This is a genomic window from Pseudomonas sp. T1.Ur, assembly GCF_023516725.1.
Classification (GTDB): domain Bacteria; phylum Pseudomonadota; class Gammaproteobacteria; order Pseudomonadales; family Pseudomonadaceae; genus Aquipseudomonas; species Aquipseudomonas alvandae.
This window is the reverse complement of record NZ_JAMGSN010000001.1, coordinates 2,319,625-2,336,406: the sequence shown is the minus strand read 5'-3', so window position 1 is coordinate 2,336,406 and position 16,782 is coordinate 2,319,625. Positions and strand designations below refer to the sequence as shown.

Below are 16,782 nucleotides of genomic sequence, written 5' to 3'. Positions count from 1 at the left end.
AGGCTTCAGGCGATGTTTTTTCGCCGCGTCAAGGTGACCCAGTAGCGGGTGCGCATCTGCACCTCCAACGGCAGGCTGGCCGAGAGCAACGCGAGGATGCGATCGGTGTTGTCCAGGCGGAAGCTGCCGGTGATACGAAGCGATTCCAGGGTTTCGTCCCAGCGCAACACGCCCGGACGATAACGGTCCAGCTCACGGAGGAAATCCCCAAGGGGTTGGTTGTGCGCCACGAGCAATCCGTCGCGCCAGCCCAACTGTGCCACGTCGAACCTGTCGACTGGCCCCGCGCCAAAGGCTTGCAGATCGACTTGCTGCCCCGCTTCCAGCCTCACCGATGGACCGCGCAACGGCTGCAACAGCACCGAGCCGCTGAGCACCGAGGCCTGGCAGGTGCGCTCATCCAGGCGGATACAGGCTTCGCCTCGATCGATCGTGATGACGCCATACGGTCCTTGCACCGCCAAAGGCGTGGTTCCGCTGACCCTGAGGGAAATCTCGCCGCGCACCAGCACCAGGCGCCGGGCCTTGAGGTCCAGGTCCACGGCGCTGTCGGTGTTCAACTGCAAGGTGCTGCCATCGGCCAAGGTCCAGCGGCGTTGCTCACCGGTGGCGGTGTGCAAGTCGGCGCGCCAGGCGTCCAGCGGCAGTTCGCGGCCCAACAGCCAGGCCGTTGGCACCAGGGCGGCGACGCCCAGTGCGCGCTTGAGCACGGCGCGGCGGGCCAGCGCCGGACGATCAAGGGTGGCCATGCCCAACGAAGGCGGTACCCCGGCAAATCGCTGGCGCAGTTGCTGGGCCTTCTGCCACGCGGCTTCGTGCTCGGCGTGGCTATCACGCCAGCGTTGCAGCGCGACGTGGTCGACGCCCTTCTCGCCGGACTCGATCATCGCCAGCCACCGGGCTGCCGCGCGAGCGGCTTCGCGGGCCTCGGGCGTCGGCGCCTGGCGAGTCAAAGGTCCACCAGCAGGCAATGCTCATAAGCCTGCGCCATGTAGCGCTTGACGGTGCGCTCGGACACCTGCAGGCGCTCGGCGATGTCCCGGTAGCCCAGCCCTTCGAGCTGGCTCCACAGGAACGCCCTGCGCACCAGCGGCGGCAGGCCGTCGAGCAGTTCATCCAGGGCGTGCAGGGTCTCGAGCAGCAACCAACGTTGTTCCGGCGACGGTACGCAGGCTTCCGGCAGGTTCGCCAAGGCGTCGAGATAGGCTTGTTCCAGGTTGCGGCGGGTATAGAAATTGCTCAACAGCCGCTTCCCCACTGTGAGCAGATAAGCCCGCGGTTCATGCAGCTCGGCCAATGGCTGGGTACTGGACAGTACACGCAGGAACGTATCCTGGCGCAGGTCGGCGGCATCCCAGGCGTTTCCCAGGCGGCGCCTCAGCCAAGCCTCCAGCCAACCGCCATGGTCGCGGTACAACGCGTGGAGAGCGTGCTCCGCCGGCTTTGCTGCATCAAGCATGTGAGGAAGCCCTGGACTAGAATGTCGTGAATGAGACTGATTCTAATTAATATCCGCAGTCTATTCCAAGGCTTTAATACGCGAATGTATGAAACCGGCGCCCTGGATCACCAGGGCGCCGCCGATCTCAATGGCTGGCGTGGAGTGTCTTCGGCACTTCGGGCATGGCCGACGAATGATGGTTGATGATCTTCCACTGCCCGTCGAGTCGCTCGTAGAGGAAGGTGTAGCGCGCCTGGACTTCGCGCTTGGTACCGTCCGCCTGGGTCAGGGTGAAGGTATAGACTCCGCTGTCCATCGCGGCGTCTGGCCCAAGGTGACGGATTTCCCGGTAATTGATCACGCCCACCGGCTTGCCGGTCAGGAAGTGTGCGAAGTAATCCTGGATCTGCGCCGGCGTGCTGCGAACTTTGTTGGAAACAGTCGGTTGCAATATCGCGTCCGGCGCGTAGAGCGCTGTCACGGCACTGGCGCTGCCGGTTTGCAGGGCCGCGTTCCAACGGTCGAACAGCCCGGCTATTTCCCGGTCAGTTTGCTTCTGCGGTTGCTCGGCGACGGTGCGGTATACGAACGGCACTGTTTCCACGGCCTGGACAAATGGCGCGGCCAGCAGGAAAAAAGCGGCGATGGCACAGGTTTTCATTTTCATCGTTGTGTTCCTTTGGGTTTCAATGGCCCCACTTTGCCGATTCGCTCAGCGCTCGCCATCGGCCAACCGGTGCCGATCGCCTATGCCATTCGGCAGATAGGCTGAGTGCCGATCGCAAGGTCTAATGACGCCATCCCCAACCAGGCCACTTCCCGTCCATGCTGGAGTTTCCCATGCAAAGCCCACCCCACGACCCCGGCAGTGCCCTGGCGATCCGTAGCCAATACCGCCAGTCGCAAAGCCGCGCGGCACGCCTGGGCCTGTTGTTGGGCACCGGCCATGAGTTGACCCGCCTGCCCTTGGTGCAGATGCGCCAGCGGGCGGTGCAGCGAGCGTGCGCATTCGTCGCCATGGACCATGGCCTGTTGCTGGAGTGGACGCCGGAATCCACGCTGCAAACCGTTGCCAGCCACGGTAGCGCCGAGGGGCTGGGCCTGCTCGCCAGCCTGGCGCAGCCCTCGGCGCCCGAACCGCAGTGGTTGGACTGCCCCGGCAAAGCCCTGGCGCAGGTCTTGCGCGTGCCGTTGCGAGGTGCCGACGGCATCGTGTTTGGTGCCCTGCTGCTGGGCAACAGTGTGCCCTTGGGGGCCCCCGACAACGAAGACATCGAATCACTGCAATTGCTCGCGACGCTACTGGCCGCGCACCTGGAGAACAGCCGTCTGCTCCAGGCGTTGCAAGCACGGGAGCGGACGATGTCCGAGCTGGTCCATCGACTGTTCAGCGCCCAGGAAGACGAACGCAAGCGCGTGGCGTATGACCTTCATGACGGCCTGGCGCAGAACCTCGCGGGGCTGCACCAGCGTCTGCAAGGTTTCGCCGGGCGCTGCCCGCCACTGCCGTCGGCGCTGGACGACGAACTCCAGGCCATCCTCGACCTGGCCCAGCGCTGCGTCGGCGAGAGTCGGCAATTGATTGGCGGCCTTCGCCCCCATGTGCTGGACGATTTCGGCTTGTACAGCGCCATCGACAAGGAAGCCGATCGCCTGCGCGGCGCCGGGCTGGCGGTGGACTGGGCCGAGCACAGTGCCGCGCGGCTGCCGGCAAACGCCGAGATTGCCCTGTTCCGCATCGCCCAGGAGGGCATCAACAATATCCTCAAGCATGCACGGGCCCGGCATGTCTGCCTCGGCTTGGCGGTGCGTGATGGACGGGCCACGTTGCGGGTCGAGGACGATGGCTGCGGATTCACCCTCGGACCGCCCATCGACCCCCAGGGCTCCCGCCACCTGGGCCTGGCGGCGATGCAGGAACGCGCCAGCCTGCTCGGTGGCCATCTGGACTGTCGCAGCGAACCCGGTGGCGGCACTCGTCTGTCGGCCAGCGTGCCGCTGCCCGCCCAAGGAGCCCATTCATGAAGCGTCCCTTGCGCCTGCTATTGGCCGATGATCACGAAGTCACCCGCACCGGTTTCATTTCCATGCTGGCAGGCGTCGAAGGGTTCGAAGTGGTCGGCCAGGCCTGCGACGGCCAGGAGGCACTCGACTTGTGCGAGCGGCTGCAACCAGACATCGCCATCCTCGATATCCGCATGCCGGTGCTCAACGGCCTCGGTGCGGCGCGCATCCTCAAGCAACGCCAGCCACAGATCAAAGTAATCGTCTTCACCATGGACGACAGCCCCGACCACCTGGAAGCCGCCATCGCAGCGGGTGCCGTCGGCTATTTGCTCAAGGATGCGAGCCGTGCCGAGATGCTCGATGCGCTGAAACGGGTCGCCCAGGGCGAGGAGGCCCTGAACAGCGCGGTCAGCGCCCGCCTCTTGCGGCGCATGGCCGAGCGCGGCGCCAGCGGTGCGCCGCAGGTCCAGGCCCTGACGACCCGGGAGCGACAGGTGCTCGGCCTGGTCGCCAGTGGGTTCAGCAACCGTGAGATTGGTGAAAAACTTGGCATCGCCCCCGGCACCGCGAAAGCCCACGTGGAACGGGTCATCGGCAAGCTTGGCGCCGCCGACCGGACCCAGGCCGCGGTACGCGGTGTCGCCCTTGGGCTGGTCGCGCAACCTTCCGGACAATGGCCATGAGGTTTCTCGCCGCCCGCCGTTGGGCCAACCTGCCCTTGCGCGGCAAGGCCTTGGTGGTGATCTCCCTGCCGCTGGTGGTCCTGCTGCTGTCCTTGGTGCTGATCTACATCACCGAGCGCCAGACTGCCCGCGCCGAAGAAGACGTACGACGCGTGCTGCTGGTACAGGGCGACATCCAGGCGGTGCACACCTTGCTGGCCGAAGCGGCCGCCAGCGTGCGTGGTTATCTGCTGACCCGCCGCGAAGATTTCCTGCCCGGCTATGAACAGGCCACGCCCAAGATCCAGGCCGCATTGCAACGCTTGGACCACAATATCCGCGACGCCAGGATGCGTGAGCACCTCAAGACCATCACCCCGCTGATCACCGAAAAGCTCGCCGGGCTGCTCGCCTTGCGCACCGGCAAGGGCGACGACACCGCAACCATCACCGCGATCCTGATCGAAAACAAACAGGTCCTTGACGTGTTGCGCGAACAGATCAGCGCCATGCGCATACGCGAAGACGCCCTGCTCGCCGAACGCAGCGCCGCCGCCTCGGCCACGCGCATGCGCCTGTTGTTCGCCACCCTGCTGGCGGCGGTGTGCGGACTGTTTGGCGCCATCGTCGCGGTGCTGTTCCTGTCCAAGGGCATCGTTGCCCGGGTCCAGAAGGTGCAAGGCAACGCCCAACGCCTGGCGCTGGGCCAACCCCTGCTGCCACAGCCGCCGGAGCGGGATGAAATCGGCCAATTGGGCACCCGCCTGGTGGAGGCCGGGCAGTTGCTGGCCGAGCGCGAGCGCGCCTTGCGCGATAACGAAGAACGCCTGCGGCTGATCATCGATGGCGTGAAGGACTATGGGATTTTCGCCCTGGACGCCCAGGGCCACGTCATCACCTGGAATGTCGGCGCCGAGCGGATCAAGGGCTATACCGAACAGGAGGTGCTCGGCCGGCATTTCTCGCTGTTCTACCTGGCCGAAGAATGCCCGGCGCACCCGGACATGGCGTTGCTCGAGGCGACCCGCGACGGTCACTACATGGAAGAAGGCTGGCGCTGCCGCAAGGACGGCAGTCGCTTCTGGGCCAGTGTGGTGATCACCGCGCAATACGACAGCACCGGCGCCCTGCGCGGCTTCTCGAAAATCACTCGCGACATTACCGACCGGCGTGCCGCCGAGATCGCCCTGCGCACGGCCCGTGAAGAAGCCGAGAGCGCCAGTCGCGCCAAGAGTGAATTCCTGTCGCGCATGAGCCATGAACTGCGCACGCCGCTGAATTCCATCCTGGGTTTCGCGCAACTGCTGGACATGGATTCCGTTGCCGGCCAGCGTCCCCACGTCAGTCACATCCTGCGGGCCGGCCAGCATTTGCTGGCATTGATCAACGAAGTGCTCGACATCGCCCGGATCGAAGCGGGCCGCTTGCCGCTGAACATCGAGCCGATCGGATTGCCGGCGGTGCTGCACGAAGCGTTGACCCTGGTGTCGCCAATGGCCGCCGACGCCGGCATCCACCTGGCCGAGCTTCCCTTGCTGCCCGACGGCAGCGGCGTGCTTGCCGACCGCCAGCGCCTGGTCCAGGTGCTGCTGAACTTATTGTCCAACGCCATCAAGTACAACCAACCGGGCGGCGAGGTGCGCATCGAGGTCCTCATCGAAGCCCCCCAGGTCAGCATCGCCATCAGCGACACCGGGCATGGCGTCGCCCCCGAGCTGTTGGACCAACTGTTCAAGCCATTCGAACGCCTCGGTGCCGATCCCCAGGTCGAAGGCACCGGCCTCGGCCTTTCCCTGAGCAAGAGCCTGCTGGAGATGATGCAAGGCAGCCTGCAAGTGCGCAGTGATCCGGGACAAGGCTGCTGCTTCACCCTGCAACTGCCCTGCGCCCATGTCTCCGGCGCTCAGTTGCCCCCCATGGTTGCGCTGGAAGTGGCGCGACCGCGCACCGAATTCGACGGCAAGGTGTTGTGCATCGAAGACAACCTGTCGAGCCTGGCCCTGATCGAAACCTTGATGCAGCGCCGTCCGGGGATCCAGTTGTTGTCGAGCATGCAAGGCCAGATGGGCCTCGACCTGGCTCGCCAGCACACGCCGCAATTGATTTTGCTGGACGTGACATTGCCTGACCTGGATGGCCTGGAAGTGCTGCGCCGCCTGCGCCAATCCCCGGCCACCGCGTCGACGCCGGTGCTGATGATCACCGCCGACGCCAGCGACCTGACGCACCGCGCCTTGCACGATGCGGGGGCGACGGCGATCCTGACCAAACCCATTCATATCCAGGCCTTTCTCGGCCATCTCGAACGTTATCTACCGGAGTCCGCATGAATCGCGATTTGCGCATCCTGATCATTGACGATCAGCGCCCCAACCTAGACCTGATGGAGCAACTGCTGGCCCGCGAGGGGCTGCACAATGTGCTGAGCAGCACCGAGCCGTTGCGCACCCTCGACCTGTTCAACAGTTTCGAGCCGGACCTGGTCATCCTGGACCTGCACATGCCCGCATTCGACGGCTTCGCCGTGCTGGAGCAACTCAACCGGCGGATCCCGGCCAATGACTACCTGCCGATCCTGGTGCTGACCGCCGACGCCACCCGCGACACCCGCTTGCGCGCGTTGGCATTGGGCGCGCGGGACTTCATCAGCAAACCCCTCGATGCGCTGGAAACCATGCTGCGCGTGTGGAACCTGCTGGAAACCCGGGCGCTGTATAAATCATTGCGCACCTTGGTCCCCGCCCAACAAATCGAATTGCTGCGCCAGCACCGGCCCACCACCGAGGCCCGCCAGGCCGAGACCCCTTGAGCACGCGCCAGACCCATAGCCTGGGCTACCGCGAGGGGTTCTACTTGATTCGGTAGTGAAACGTATTCCTGACCGCCGGCACCGTGACCGCCCTGCCATCGACGATCCGCGGCTGGTAGCGGAATGCCTGGGCGGCTGCCAGGGACGGTCGGATGAACAATGGGTGGCAGCCATTGAGCACCTTCGGGTTTTCGATCTTCCCTTCCGGCGTCACGCTGTATTCCACGGTGCAATCGCCTTCCAGCCCTTTGTCCAATGCCCGTTGCGGGTAGTCCGGGGCCTCTTTGCTCAGGGGCAGATAGCTGCGGCTGTCGGCGGCCAGGCGCGCCTGTTCGGCACGACGTTGCTGGGCGAGCGCTTCGGCCTGTTGCGCCTGGCGGTGTTGCTCGACAACCTGCTGCTCGGCGGCCTGCTGTTCGGCTTCGTGCCGGCGGCGTTCGTTTTCCAGCCGCTGCCGTTGCTCATCGGCCTGTTGCTCGCGCTTGCGTTCCTCGACCCGCTTGCGGGCCACGGCTGCCTGCTCCAGCTTCCTTGCCTGAAGCTGCGGATCAGGCGTTGTCTCGATCGGCTTGGGGCGTGGAGCCTCGACCGGCGGCGCCGGCGCTTCGATCGGCTGCGGCGCGGTAACTGCCACGGGCGCGGGCGCCTGGGGAACCGGCGCCGGTGGCAGGATAACCAGCTGCGTACGCAGTACCCGAGGCGCCTCGACGGGCGGCGTCTCCACCGTCCAGCCCGCCGCCAGCAACACGACAACGGCGGCGTGCAACGCCACGGCACCGCCCGCGGCCAAGCCATTTCTCCAAAAACCGTCACGCCCCAGCGCGGGCCAACCCGTGGACGAACCGTGCATGATCATCGCTGTCATCGTTCAGCCTCGGTCACCAGCCCCAGGTTGCTCACCCCGCCTTGCTGCAGGGCCGCCATGGCGGCGACGACCCGGGCGTAATCGGCGTGGCCATCGGCTCGGATATAGACCTGGGTATCGCTGTGCTCGGCGACGACCTGCGCCACCTTCACGCGCAGTTGCTCCAGGTCCACCGCGCTGTCGGTCTGCTGGCGCGTGTCCAGCTCACCGCCGAGGTTCCAGTAGTAACCGCCCTCGGCTTTCACCGACAACGTCAGGATCCGCTGGCGGCTGTCGTTGGCCAAGGCTTCGCTGGCAACCTTGGGCAGCTCGATCTTCACGCCTTGGGTCAGCATCGGCGCGGTGACCATGAAGATCACCAGTAGCACCAGCATGACGTCGATGTAAGGCACCACATTCATTTCGGCCTTGGGCCCGTGCTTGCGTTGCGGCTTGACTAACATCTGCCCTCTCCCCTCATGCGGCCGTCGCCAGGTTCACCGAGGCGCCGTGCAACGTGTGATGCAAGCGCGCCTGCAATTCGTTGCCAAAGGCGTAATAACGGGTCAGCAACGTCTGCCCGCGCGCAGCCAGTCGGTTATACGCAACCACCGCCGGAATCGCGGCAAACAGGCCGATGGCCGTGGCGATCAAGGCTTCGGCGATGCCCGGCGCCACGGTGGAAAGACTGGCCTGCTGCACCTGGGACAATCCGAGGAAGGCATTCATGATTCCCCAGACAGTGCCGAACAGGCCGATGTAAGGGCTGACCGAGCCGACGGTGGCGAGAAACTGCAGGCCTTTCTCCAGCTCGATCTCCTGTTCGCTGATCGCCACCTGCAGTGAGCGCTCGACGCCCTCGAGCACCACTGCGGGGCTCCCTGAAGGCAGGCTCAGCTGGGTGAACGCTTGGTAACCGGCGTGAAAAACCGGCAACACGCCGCCGTCCTCCCCTCGGGCCTGGGCGGTCTCGCGGTACAGCGGCAGCAGATCGGCGCTGCTGCGAAAGCGCTGGAGGAAACCGTTGAATTGGCGCTCGCTGCGCTGCAGCACGGTGCTGCGCTGGATGATCAGGTACCAGCTCAGCAACGAAGCCAATAACAGTGTGAGCATGACCGCCTTGACCAGCAGGCTCGCGTCGCTGATCAAGCCCCAGATCGTCATGTGTTCCAGTGTGGCTTGCATGGGTTGAACTCCTGTCGGGCTGCTATTGCATGAAATGTTCGTGACCGGTTGATGACGGAGCCCCTCAAGGCAGGCCTAGCGTTTTCGCCACGTCGGCCCAGGGCACGAACTTGAAATTCTGGGCTTGCTCGGGCATGCGCTTGCGCCCGTCCTGGACCACCAGCAGGCCTCGGCTCCAAGCCCCACCGAGGTTGGCCGAAACCACCTCCAGGCCGTCGGTTTCCGAAGCACCGTCGATTCGCGCCGCGGCGTTCAACCCGACCCTGAAGGTTCCACGCACGGCATAGGGCGGCTGGGCATCGAGCACCACGTAGCTGTCGTTGCCCTGGCTGGAAATCACCAGGTAGTCGTGGCCGGCGCTTTGGTACAAGGCGATGCCTTCGACGTCAGCGTGCAGTTGCGCACCGACCTTGATCACGCTGCCCAGGGTTGCCGGTTGATCGGCACGGGCATCCATTGTCCAGACGCCGACGTCTTCCTCGCCGAGAAACAACCATTGGCGCTGATCGTCGGCCACGCAGCCTTCGGGCTGGCTGTCGACACTGAACTGGCGCACCAACTCGCCCTTGATCGAGCCGTCCGCAGCGTGCAAGCGGTATTGCAGGAATTGCCCATCCTTGCCATTGGCGAAGGCATACAACTCGCCGCTGTCGGGCTGGAACAGGCAGATCCCGTAGATGTCCTTGAGCGGCGTCGGGACTTCGCCAGCTTCACGCAACTCACCGCTGGCGCGATCGATGCTGAACAGGCTCAGGCTGTTGCGATCCCGGTTGCTGGCGACAGCCAGGTCGACGGTCTGCGACCCCAGCTTGAAACCGCTGCGCACATCGACATTGTTGAGGCGCCCCACCGGCAGCTCTTGCAGCAACTTGCCCTGCAGGTCATAAGCCAACAGGCCCTGCTTCTTGTTGGTGCCGAGCACCCGGCTCATGGCGGGTGCGGTCGGGTGGACCCAGATGGCCGGGTCGTCCGCCGCATCACCCTGACGGGCGACCGGCTCGCTCTGGGCGATGGCGGCCACGTTGGGCAATTTCGGCATCGACGGCACCGGCGCGGGCTGCCAATTGATGTCACCTTGGTAGAGACGACCGTTGTCATCGTCACGCAGCAACAGTTGGGCGCCGGTTTTCGTCAGGCGCACGGCGAGGCTTTCCGGCTCCTTCAGGCCCGTTAGCGGCACGCCGGCCTGGGCAACCCACGCCTGGCCTTGCTGCTGGTACAGGTGCAACTGCGCCGCTTGCGGGTCCACACCGAACAGCCCCCCGGGCAGCGCCGCCATGGCGCCGGCCACTTGGCGGATATCACCGAACGGTGCCCGCATCGCCACGGGCACCCGCACGGACTCCGCCTCGGAGGACGCTGGGTAAGCCCACCACCCCACCCGTTCTTCATTGACGAACAATTGGTTGGCGTCGTCCTGTACCTGGCACGCCGTCGCATCCGGCGGCAGCGGCAGGCCACGCACCCGTTGCGCGGTCTCGCTGAGCTGCTCGCCATGGCCCACCAGCCACTGCTCGCCCCGGCCTTCTTCACCCACGAGGAACACGAACAGATTGCTCGCCTCGTCGCGGTACAGGCACAGGCCGTTCACCGGAAATTCCCGCGCCGGCAGATAAAGCGGTGTGCCCCACTGGCGCTTCTGCGGATCAAGGCTGACCAGCAGCGCTTGCTGGCGGCCGCTATCGAGGCTGGTCACCACCACGTTTGCGCCAAGGGTGCGGGTATCGAGGCTATCGAACGCGCCGTTGAAGCGGGTCAGCTCGCGCCCTTGATCATCGAGCAGCAGCAACCCATCGCGTCCGGCCAGCAACCGCCCGGTGGCGGCCTCGCCAGGCACGAACGCCACCGCGTTCGCCGACAGGTCCTGTGCCCAGGGTTGCAGCTTCAGGCTCGGAGCGGCCTGTGCGTGGCTGGCAAACAGGCCGACCAGCATCGCCAGCAGTGGGTGCTTGGGTTGAAAAAATGTTGTACTCAACAGAAAAAATCCTTTGTCATTGCCGAACTTGAACGGCTCGCCACAGGGGATCCTGGGGAGTCAGAAATGGGTAAAGGTCAGCCCCAGCTTGTAGGTCGGTCCGTATTCCTCGTACTGGCCGTTGTAGGAACGGTGGCCGGTGTAGACGAAATACGGCTCGTCAGTGAGGTTCTGGGCTTCCAGGCTGACTTGAAGATTCTTGGTCAGCGAATAGCGGGCGCTGAAATCGACAAAGGTCTGGGCGTCGACATACAGGTCATGGTCGCGGTCGCTGATGGAGGCCAGCTCATACAGGTAGGCCGACTTGTAGTTGGCCGACAGGCGCAGGCTGAGTGTGTCGTTTTCCCAACCCAGCATCAGGTTGCCGACCGTGTCCGACTGGTTTGGCAGGTCGATGTTGCGCTTGCGCCGGGTGCCGCTGGCCTGGTCGAACCCTTCGATTTGCGCATCGGATCGGCTGAACGTCGCGTTGCCGCCCAGCAGCAGGCCGTTCCAGGGCGCGGGCAGCCAATCGAATTTTTGTGAGTAAGCGAGCTCCAGGCCATAGAGCTTGGCGCTGTCGCCGTTGGCGAAGCTGTGGGCTTCGGCGAAGTCGGTCCAGGCGCCGGTGCCGGCCAGGTCGGTGTTGTAGACGAAGTTCTGGATGTCCTTGTAGAACACGAACGCCGAGACGGTGCCGGCGCGGCCCATGAAATGCTCGATGCCCAGGTCCAGGTTGCTCGATTCCAGCGGCTTGAGGTCCGGGTTGCCGAAGGTGGCCTCGTCATCGTCGATGACAAAGCCCGGCGCGAGTTGGCCGAAGGTTGGCCGGACCACAGACTTGGTCCAGGCCGCGCGCACCTGGGTGTTCTTGTCCAGCTGATACCGCGCGTGCAGGCCTGGCAGCCAATGGTGATATTGGCGGCGGGTAGCGGTGTCGGTGAAGACCCCGTCGGTGACGCCGGTGCCCTTGGCCTCGAACTGGGTGCCCTCGTAGCGCATGCCAGCGATGAAGCGCCAATCGTCGATATCGACGGTGTTCATCAGGTAGGCGGCGTTGATGTCTTCGCTCATCTTGAAGTCGTTGACCCGCGACTCCTGCTCATCGAAGAAAGCATCGCGATCGAGACCTCCCAGCAGTTGCTTGATCGCATCGGCACTGATACCCGGGCCGAACCGGCCGAGGCGGTAGTCCACGGTGCCCTTTTGGAACTGGCCAAGATTGAGTTGCTCGTCGGTGAAGCCCAGGTCGTCGAAATCCTCGTAGACCCAGGCGTCGAGATCGTTGTCCTTGTCGCGCCGGCTGACCTTGCCGCCGAACTTCACTTGGGAGGCGTAGCCTTTCAAGTCGTAATCGCGGGCCAGATCCAGGCGCAGGTTCTTCTCGGTGTCGGTGGTTTTCTGTTGCTCCCACTCCACCTTGTCGAGGCTGAAATTGTTGGGGTCGTAGAAGCCCGGGCCAACGATTGGCCGCGGCTTGTCGCGGTCGTAGAAACCGCCGTCGAAGCCATCGATGCCCTTGAACGTGGCGCCGGCGATGTGGCCGGGGCTGTCCTCGCTGGACTCGCTGTAGCCGGCCTGGCCACTCAAGGTCCAGAGACCGAACCAGCGCTCGCCGCCCAGGACATAGGATTGGATTTCCTGGGTCTCTTCACGCTGCTTGAGTTTGCGTTCCCCCTCGGCTGGCCCGATTTCGCCCGGTGCTTGCGGGTTGTCGAAGGCAATGCTGGCGGCGTTGCGGGTTTCGGTGTCCTTGTAGCGGCTGTACAGCGTGCGCAGGTAATAGCTGCTGAAATCGTCAGGCTTGTAGTCGAAATTCAGCCCGCCGCCGGCGCGCTCGCGGCGGATGTCGTAGTCGCGCTGCTCGAATTCTTCGAGCCGTGAGCCTTGCTCGAAGTCCCAGGCACCGCCGGTTTCGACGTTGTCCGAACCGAAGTCACGCTTCTGCCAGCTCAGGGCGGCAGCGACGCCGAAGTTGTCGATCCCGTCGCCCAGGCTGAAACGATCGCTGATGGCGCCGGAGAATTTCGGGCTGGTCTGGGCGGTGTTCTTGTCATAGCTGGCTTCGCTGCTGCCGGTGTAAAACAGGCCTTCATGATCGAAAGCCGAGAGGCTCTTGACGTCCACCGTACCGCCCAGTGAGTTGGCGTCCATGTCCGGCGTCAGCGTCTTGATCACCGACAGCGACTGCACCAGTTCCGAGGGCAGCACGTCGAGGGCGACCGCGCGACGCTCGCTCTCCGGGGCGGGCACCAGCGTGCCGTTGATGGTCACGCTGTTGAGGTCCGGCCCCAACCCCCGCACGCTGACGAAGCGGCCCTCGCCCTGGTCGCGTTCGACGCTGATGCCCGGCAGGCGCTGCACCGCTTCGGCGACATTCTCGTCCGGCAACTGCGCCACGCCGTCGGCGTGCACCACGCTCTTGATGCTGTCGGCGCTGCGTTGCTCCTTGAGGGCCTGGTCGATACTGGCGGCCTGGCCGACCACCTCGACGTGCTCGGTGGCCGATGGCTCGGCAGCGCTCAGTCGCTCGCTGGCCACCGCCATGGCCAAGGCGGTGAGCGTAAAACCGACGAGCCCGGCGGTGATGGTGCGGTGCTGCATGGTGGTCCTCCCCCAGGAATCCGAAAATCCGCCAGGCAACGGCCCGGCAACTGGGAGGGCACGCTAGGGGTGGGGAATGACGGTTCTGTGACAGGGCTTGGCTGGAGGGGCTGCAATCAGCTGATTTAGGGGGGCTGGCGAGCCTGAATGAGCTGAAATGACCTACTGGAACCGCGCTCGGAAACTCCGTGGCGAGGGCGCTTGCTCCCGCTGGGCCTGTAGGAGCTGGCGAAGCCTGCGATCTTTTGATCCAGAACCTTCGCTCTCAACTCAATGGGCTTTGGAAAGATCGCAGCCTCGCTTCGCTCGGCAGCTCCTACAGGGCCCAGCGGGAGCAAGCTCCCTCGCCACGGGGCGGTGTTGCCGAAAAAAATCCGAATAACCGATGAGCTGATTCGACCCTCCCCCGCTCCGTCGCCCGCCGTCACCGCCCTGTCACATTCATCTGCTGTGCTGGCCGCATTCCGCTTCTGGCAAAGGATTCCGGCCATGTTTTCCACGCTGCGCCCGCATCGCCTCAAACTCGCCCTGCTACTGCTGGCCGCCAACCTCGGCCTGATCCTGCACTTGGCCAACGGTTCGATCAAACCCGTGGAGCAATGGGTCTGGCTGGACATTCTCGGCGAGGGTGGCTCGGCGCTGCTGGCGCTGGTGTGGCTGGGCCTGGTCCTGAAAAGCCGTCCCGCCGGGCGGGTGACCAACTACCTGGTCCTGGGCCTGGGCTGCATTTTCTTTTCCTGGTGGATCGACAGCCTCGACGAGTTCATCCACCTGCCCGACACCATCACCTGGGACCATTGGCTCGAATCCGGACCGATGCCGGTGGGCATGATCCTGCTGACATTGGGCATTTACCATTGGCACCGCGAGCAACTGGCGATCAACGGGCAGATGGAGAAGCGCGAGCGGCTGTTCCGCGAGCACCGTCTGTTCGACAAACTCACGCCTTTGGGCGGCGCGGACTTTCTCAAGCATGAGCTGACCGCCAGCCTGGACGACAGCCGGCGCCGGCAGCAGCCCCTGTCGCTGTTGGCCCTGGACCTCGACAACTTCGCCGCGATCAACCAGCGTTTCGGCCACAGCGAAGGCGACGCCGTGCTGCAAGCCGTCAGCCAATTGCTGGTGATGAACCTGCGGCGCCAGGACCTGGTATGCCGCCTCGCCGGTGACCGCTTCGTCGTGCTGCTGCCCGACACGGGCGAAAGTCAGGGCCTGCGCCAGGCCAAGGAGCTGGAACAGGCGGTTCGCAGCCTCGCCCACAAGACCCGGCAACACGGCGAGCGCTTGCAACTGGCGGCCAGCACGGCGGTGGTGATGGCGTTCGACGAAACCCCTGAAGCCTTGCTCAAACGCCTGAACCTGACGCTGGCCCAAACCCGGCACACGCTGGCGAAAAGCGCCTGAGGCTGGCCGATGACCCTCAAGACCCATTGGTACGAATCCGACAGCCGCTTCATTGCGGGGCACTATCAACCGGCGACGCTGATCGACCTGGCGCTGTCGCGGGACATCGACAGTCATCGCCTGCTGCGCGGCACCGGCCTGTTCCACGACGATATCCTCGCAGGTCGAAGCCGCATCAGCCCGCAACAGTTTCTCGGCCTGATCGATAACAGCCGACGGCTGCTGGATGCCAGCGACAGCAGCTTCCTGTTCGGCCAGCGACTCTTGCCCGGCCACTACGGACCGGCCAGCCATGCCCTGCGTCACGCCCAGAATCTGCATCAAGCACTGGACACACTGATCGACTATCAACCGCTGCTCAGCCCGTTGGCCGCACCTCGTTTGTTGCTGGACGAGCATTACGCTTACATCCACTGGCTGGACAGCTGCGGCGCCGATGAGCAATGGCGCTTCGTGCTTGAAGCCAGCATGACGTCGATGGTGGCGATGAGTGCCTGGCTCAGCGGTGAACGGCTGCCCTGGCAATGCAATTTTCGCCATGACGAGCCGCGTTACGTCGAACAATATTGGGTGCACCTGGGCGAGAACAGCCAGTTCAATCGACCGCTGGATATGATGCGCCTGCCCCGTCATTGCCTGGCCCAACCCTGGCCCGACACCTCGGCAACCGCTGGCCAAGTCGCGCGGATCGAAGCCCGGGGGCAGGTCGACCAATTGGGTTTCGCGTCGAGCTTCCTCGACTGCCTCTACGACTATCTGCACGCCCATGTACAGCAAACACCAAGCCTGGAACAGACCGCACAGGCCTTTGCCATGAGCCCGGCGACCCTCAAGCGCAAGTTGCACAAGCACCACACCGGGTTCCAGCAACAGGTGGACCGGGTGCACACGCACGTGGCGCTGTACCTGTATCAGATCAAGGGGTTCAGCAACGAGGAAGTGGCGCAGTACCTGAGCTTCAACGATACGGCGAACTTCCGCCGGGCATTCAAGCGCTGGACCGGCAGTACGCCGAAGCTGATCCGGCAGTTGCTGGCGTTGGGATAGGCGCCGGCGACCCTCTGGGGGCGATGGGTGTCTGTGGCGAGGAAGCGTGCTCTCGCTGGACCGGTGCGAACGCCTCGGGTGCAGCAGGCCCAGGATCCTGCGGCCGCTACGCAGCCGAGCGGGAGCAAGCGCCCTCGCCACAAGGGCACTGCTGGAGCCGATGCAGACTCAATGCCCGCGAATGTAGTGCTCCAACTGCCGGATCAGGTCCGCTTGCTCGACGAGAGATTCCTTCACCAGATCGCCAATGGACAGCAGTCCGATCAACTCGCCGTTATCCAGCACCGGCAGGTGTCGCAAGTGGCTGTCGGTCATGACTGCCATGCAGCGATCGATGCTCTGCTGGCTGTCGGCGGTTATCACCGGTGTGCTCATGATGGTGCGCACCGTAGTGCCCACGGATGAGCGGCCCTTGAGCACCATTTTGCGTGCGTAATCCCGCTCGCTGAATACCCCCACCACCTGCCCGTCTTCGATGACCGGCAGTGCGCCGACGTTTTTCTCGGCCATGATCTGCAACGCTTCGAGCACGGTCTGCTCCGGTGCGATGCTGTGGACCTGCTGGTTCTGCACGCTCTTGAGTCTTACCAGTTGGGCGGCGGTTTTCATTGCTAATCCCCAATCTCAAAATAGAAGCTGCGTAGAAGCTGCGTAGAAGCTGCGTAGGAGCTGCGTAGGAGCTGCGTAGGAGCTGCCGAGTGCAACGAGGCTGCGATCTTCCCAAGGGCACTTGAATCTCAAGCGAAAGATCAAGATCAAGATCAAGATCAAGATCAAGATCAAGATCAAAAGATCGCAGGCTTCGCCAGCTCCTACAGAGTTCAG

General features: G+C 64.2%; 15 protein-coding genes. 6 read left to right on the top strand and 9 right to left on the bottom strand.

Going from position 1 to position 16,782, the window contains the following annotated elements:
* Nucleotides 1-5: 5 nt before the first annotated feature.
* The 3 genes from M8Q45_RS10555 to M8Q45_RS10545 form a co-directional block, all read right to left on the bottom strand.
* A complete protein-coding gene (locus M8Q45_RS10555) occupies nucleotides 6-953 on the bottom strand; it encodes a FecR domain-containing protein (protein WP_249874676.1) in 948 nt (315 codons plus the stop codon).
* Nucleotides 950-1,459 carry a sigma-70 family RNA polymerase sigma factor gene (locus M8Q45_RS10550; RefSeq protein WP_249874675.1) on the bottom strand — a complete coding sequence of 170 codons (510 nt, stop codon included), beginning with the start codon at nucleotides 1,457-1,459 and terminating at the stop codon, nucleotides 950-952. Before M8Q45_RS10550 ends, M8Q45_RS10555 begins: the two co-directional genes overlap by 4 nt.
* Before the next feature lie 127 nt (nucleotides 1,460-1,586).
* Nucleotides 1,587-2,108: an SgcJ/EcaC family oxidoreductase gene (locus tag M8Q45_RS10545; RefSeq protein ID WP_249874674.1), complete on the bottom strand. Its 522-nt coding sequence runs from the start codon at nucleotides 2,106-2,108 to the stop codon at nucleotides 1,587-1,589.
* A 173-nt stretch (nucleotides 2,109-2,281) separates the two neighbouring features.
* On the opposite strand from M8Q45_RS10545, the gene M8Q45_RS10540 reads away from it, so the two are divergent.
* From M8Q45_RS10540 to M8Q45_RS10525, 4 genes are read left to right on the top strand one after another with little or no spacing between them, the layout of a single operon-like run.
* Nucleotides 2,282-3,466 carry a sensor histidine kinase gene (locus tag M8Q45_RS10540; RefSeq protein ID WP_249874673.1) on the top strand — a complete coding sequence of 395 codons (1,185 nt, stop codon included), beginning with the start codon at nucleotides 2,282-2,284 and terminating at the stop codon, nucleotides 3,464-3,466.
* Nucleotides 3,463-4,131, top strand: a complete 669-nt coding sequence (locus tag M8Q45_RS10535; protein ID WP_249874672.1) for a response regulator — start codon at nucleotides 3,463-3,465, stop codon at nucleotides 4,129-4,131. The genes M8Q45_RS10540 and M8Q45_RS10535 overlap by 4 nt, the downstream gene beginning before the upstream one ends.
* A complete protein-coding gene (locus M8Q45_RS10530) occupies nucleotides 4,128-6,440 on the top strand; it encodes an ATP-binding protein (protein ID WP_249874671.1) in 2,313 nt (770 codons plus the stop codon). The genes M8Q45_RS10535 and M8Q45_RS10530 overlap by 4 nt, the downstream gene beginning before the upstream one ends.
* Nucleotides 6,437-6,919, top strand: coding sequence for a response regulator (locus tag M8Q45_RS10525; RefSeq protein ID WP_249874670.1), 483 nt, complete (start codon nucleotides 6,437-6,439; stop codon nucleotides 6,917-6,919). The genes M8Q45_RS10530 and M8Q45_RS10525 overlap by 4 nt, the downstream gene beginning before the upstream one ends.
* A 40-nt stretch (nucleotides 6,920-6,959) precedes the next feature.
* Here M8Q45_RS10525 and M8Q45_RS10520 read toward each other — a convergent pair whose 3' ends face one another.
* The 5 genes from M8Q45_RS10520 to M8Q45_RS10500 form a co-directional block, all read right to left on the bottom strand.
* A complete protein-coding gene (locus M8Q45_RS10520) occupies nucleotides 6,960-7,784 on the bottom strand; it encodes an energy transducer TonB (RefSeq protein ID WP_249874669.1) in 825 nt (274 codons plus the stop codon).
* Entirely contained in the window at nucleotides 7,781-8,227 is a 447-nt protein-coding gene (gene tolR / locus M8Q45_RS10515; RefSeq protein ID WP_249874668.1) for a protein TolR, read from the bottom strand. Before tolR ends, M8Q45_RS10520 begins: the two co-directional genes overlap by 4 nt.
* A 13-nt stretch (nucleotides 8,228-8,240) precedes the next feature.
* Entirely contained in the window at nucleotides 8,241-8,948 is a 708-nt protein-coding gene (tolQ, locus tag M8Q45_RS10510) for a protein TolQ (protein WP_249874667.1), read from the bottom strand.
* A gap of 64 nt (nucleotides 8,949-9,012) precedes the next feature.
* Complete coding sequence (locus M8Q45_RS10505) at nucleotides 9,013-10,881, bottom strand: phytase (protein ID WP_249877304.1); 1,869 nt, start codon at nucleotides 10,879-10,881, stop codon at nucleotides 9,013-9,015.
* Nucleotides 10,882-10,983: 102 nt separating this feature from the next.
* Nucleotides 10,984-13,506 (bottom strand): TonB-dependent receptor, encoded by a 2,523-nt coding sequence (locus M8Q45_RS10500; RefSeq protein WP_249874666.1) that lies wholly within the window; start codon nucleotides 13,504-13,506, stop codon nucleotides 10,984-10,986.
* Between the two features lie 489 nt (nucleotides 13,507-13,995).
* Between M8Q45_RS10500 and M8Q45_RS10495 the strand changes: the two genes are divergently transcribed.
* Nucleotides 13,996-14,910 (top strand): GGDEF domain-containing protein, encoded by a 915-nt coding sequence (locus tag M8Q45_RS10495; protein WP_249874665.1) that lies wholly within the window; start codon nucleotides 13,996-13,998, stop codon nucleotides 14,908-14,910.
* Nucleotides 14,911-14,919: 9 nt separating this feature from the next.
* On the top strand, nucleotides 14,920-15,957 hold the full coding sequence (locus tag M8Q45_RS10490; protein WP_249874664.1) for an AraC family transcriptional regulator: 1,038 nt from the start codon (nucleotides 14,920-14,922) through the stop codon (nucleotides 15,955-15,957).
* Nucleotides 15,958-16,125: 168 nt separating this feature from the next.
* Here the strand turns inward: M8Q45_RS10490 and M8Q45_RS10485 are convergent, their stop codons facing one another.
* Nucleotides 16,126-16,566, bottom strand: coding sequence for a CBS domain-containing protein (locus M8Q45_RS10485; protein WP_249874663.1), 441 nt, complete (start codon nucleotides 16,564-16,566; stop codon nucleotides 16,126-16,128).
* Nucleotides 16,567-16,782 lie beyond the last annotated feature (216 nt).

What these genes read in the sequence shown, in the direction of transcription:
- M8Q45_RS10550 (WP_249874675.1), bottom strand. Translation starts at nt 1,459, where the DNA reads ATGCTTGATGCAGCAAAGCCGGCGGAGCACGCTCTCCACGCGTTGTAC.
- M8Q45_RS10545 (WP_249874674.1), bottom strand. Translation starts at nt 2,108, where the DNA reads ATGAAAATGAAAACCTGTGCCATCGCCGCTTTTTTCCTGCTGGCCGCG.
- M8Q45_RS10540 (WP_249874673.1), top strand. Translation starts at nt 2,282, where the DNA reads ATGCAAAGCCCACCCCACGACCCCGGCAGTGCCCTGGCGATCCGTAGC.
- M8Q45_RS10535 (WP_249874672.1), top strand. Translation starts at nt 3,463, where the DNA reads ATGAAGCGTCCCTTGCGCCTGCTATTGGCCGATGATCACGAAGTCACC.
- M8Q45_RS10530 (WP_249874671.1), top strand. Translation starts at nt 4,128, where the DNA reads ATGAGGTTTCTCGCCGCCCGCCGTTGGGCCAACCTGCCCTTGCGCGGC.
- M8Q45_RS10525 (WP_249874670.1), top strand. Translation starts at nt 6,437, where the DNA reads ATGAATCGCGATTTGCGCATCCTGATCATTGACGATCAGCGCCCCAAC.
- M8Q45_RS10520 (WP_249874669.1), bottom strand. Translation starts at nt 7,784, where the DNA reads ATGACAGCGATGATCATGCACGGTTCGTCCACGGGTTGGCCCGCGCTG.
- tolR (WP_249874668.1), bottom strand. Translation starts at nt 8,227, where the DNA reads ATGTTAGTCAAGCCGCAACGCAAGCACGGGCCCAAGGCCGAAATGAAT.
- tolQ (WP_249874667.1), bottom strand. Translation starts at nt 8,948, where the DNA reads ATGCAAGCCACACTGGAACACATGACGATCTGGGGCTTGATCAGCGAC.
- M8Q45_RS10505 (WP_249877304.1), bottom strand. Translation starts at nt 10,881, where the DNA reads ATGCTGGTCGGCCTGTTTGCCAGCCACGCACAGGCCGCTCCGAGCCTG.
- M8Q45_RS10500 (WP_249874666.1), bottom strand. Translation starts at nt 13,506, where the DNA reads ATGCAGCACCGCACCATCACCGCCGGGCTCGTCGGTTTTACGCTCACC.
- M8Q45_RS10495 (WP_249874665.1), top strand. Translation starts at nt 13,996, where the DNA reads ATGTTTTCCACGCTGCGCCCGCATCGCCTCAAACTCGCCCTGCTACTG.
- M8Q45_RS10490 (WP_249874664.1), top strand. Translation starts at nt 14,920, where the DNA reads ATGACCCTCAAGACCCATTGGTACGAATCCGACAGCCGCTTCATTGCG.
- M8Q45_RS10485 (WP_249874663.1), bottom strand. Translation starts at nt 16,566, where the DNA reads ATGAAAACCGCCGCCCAACTGGTAAGACTCAAGAGCGTGCAGAACCAG.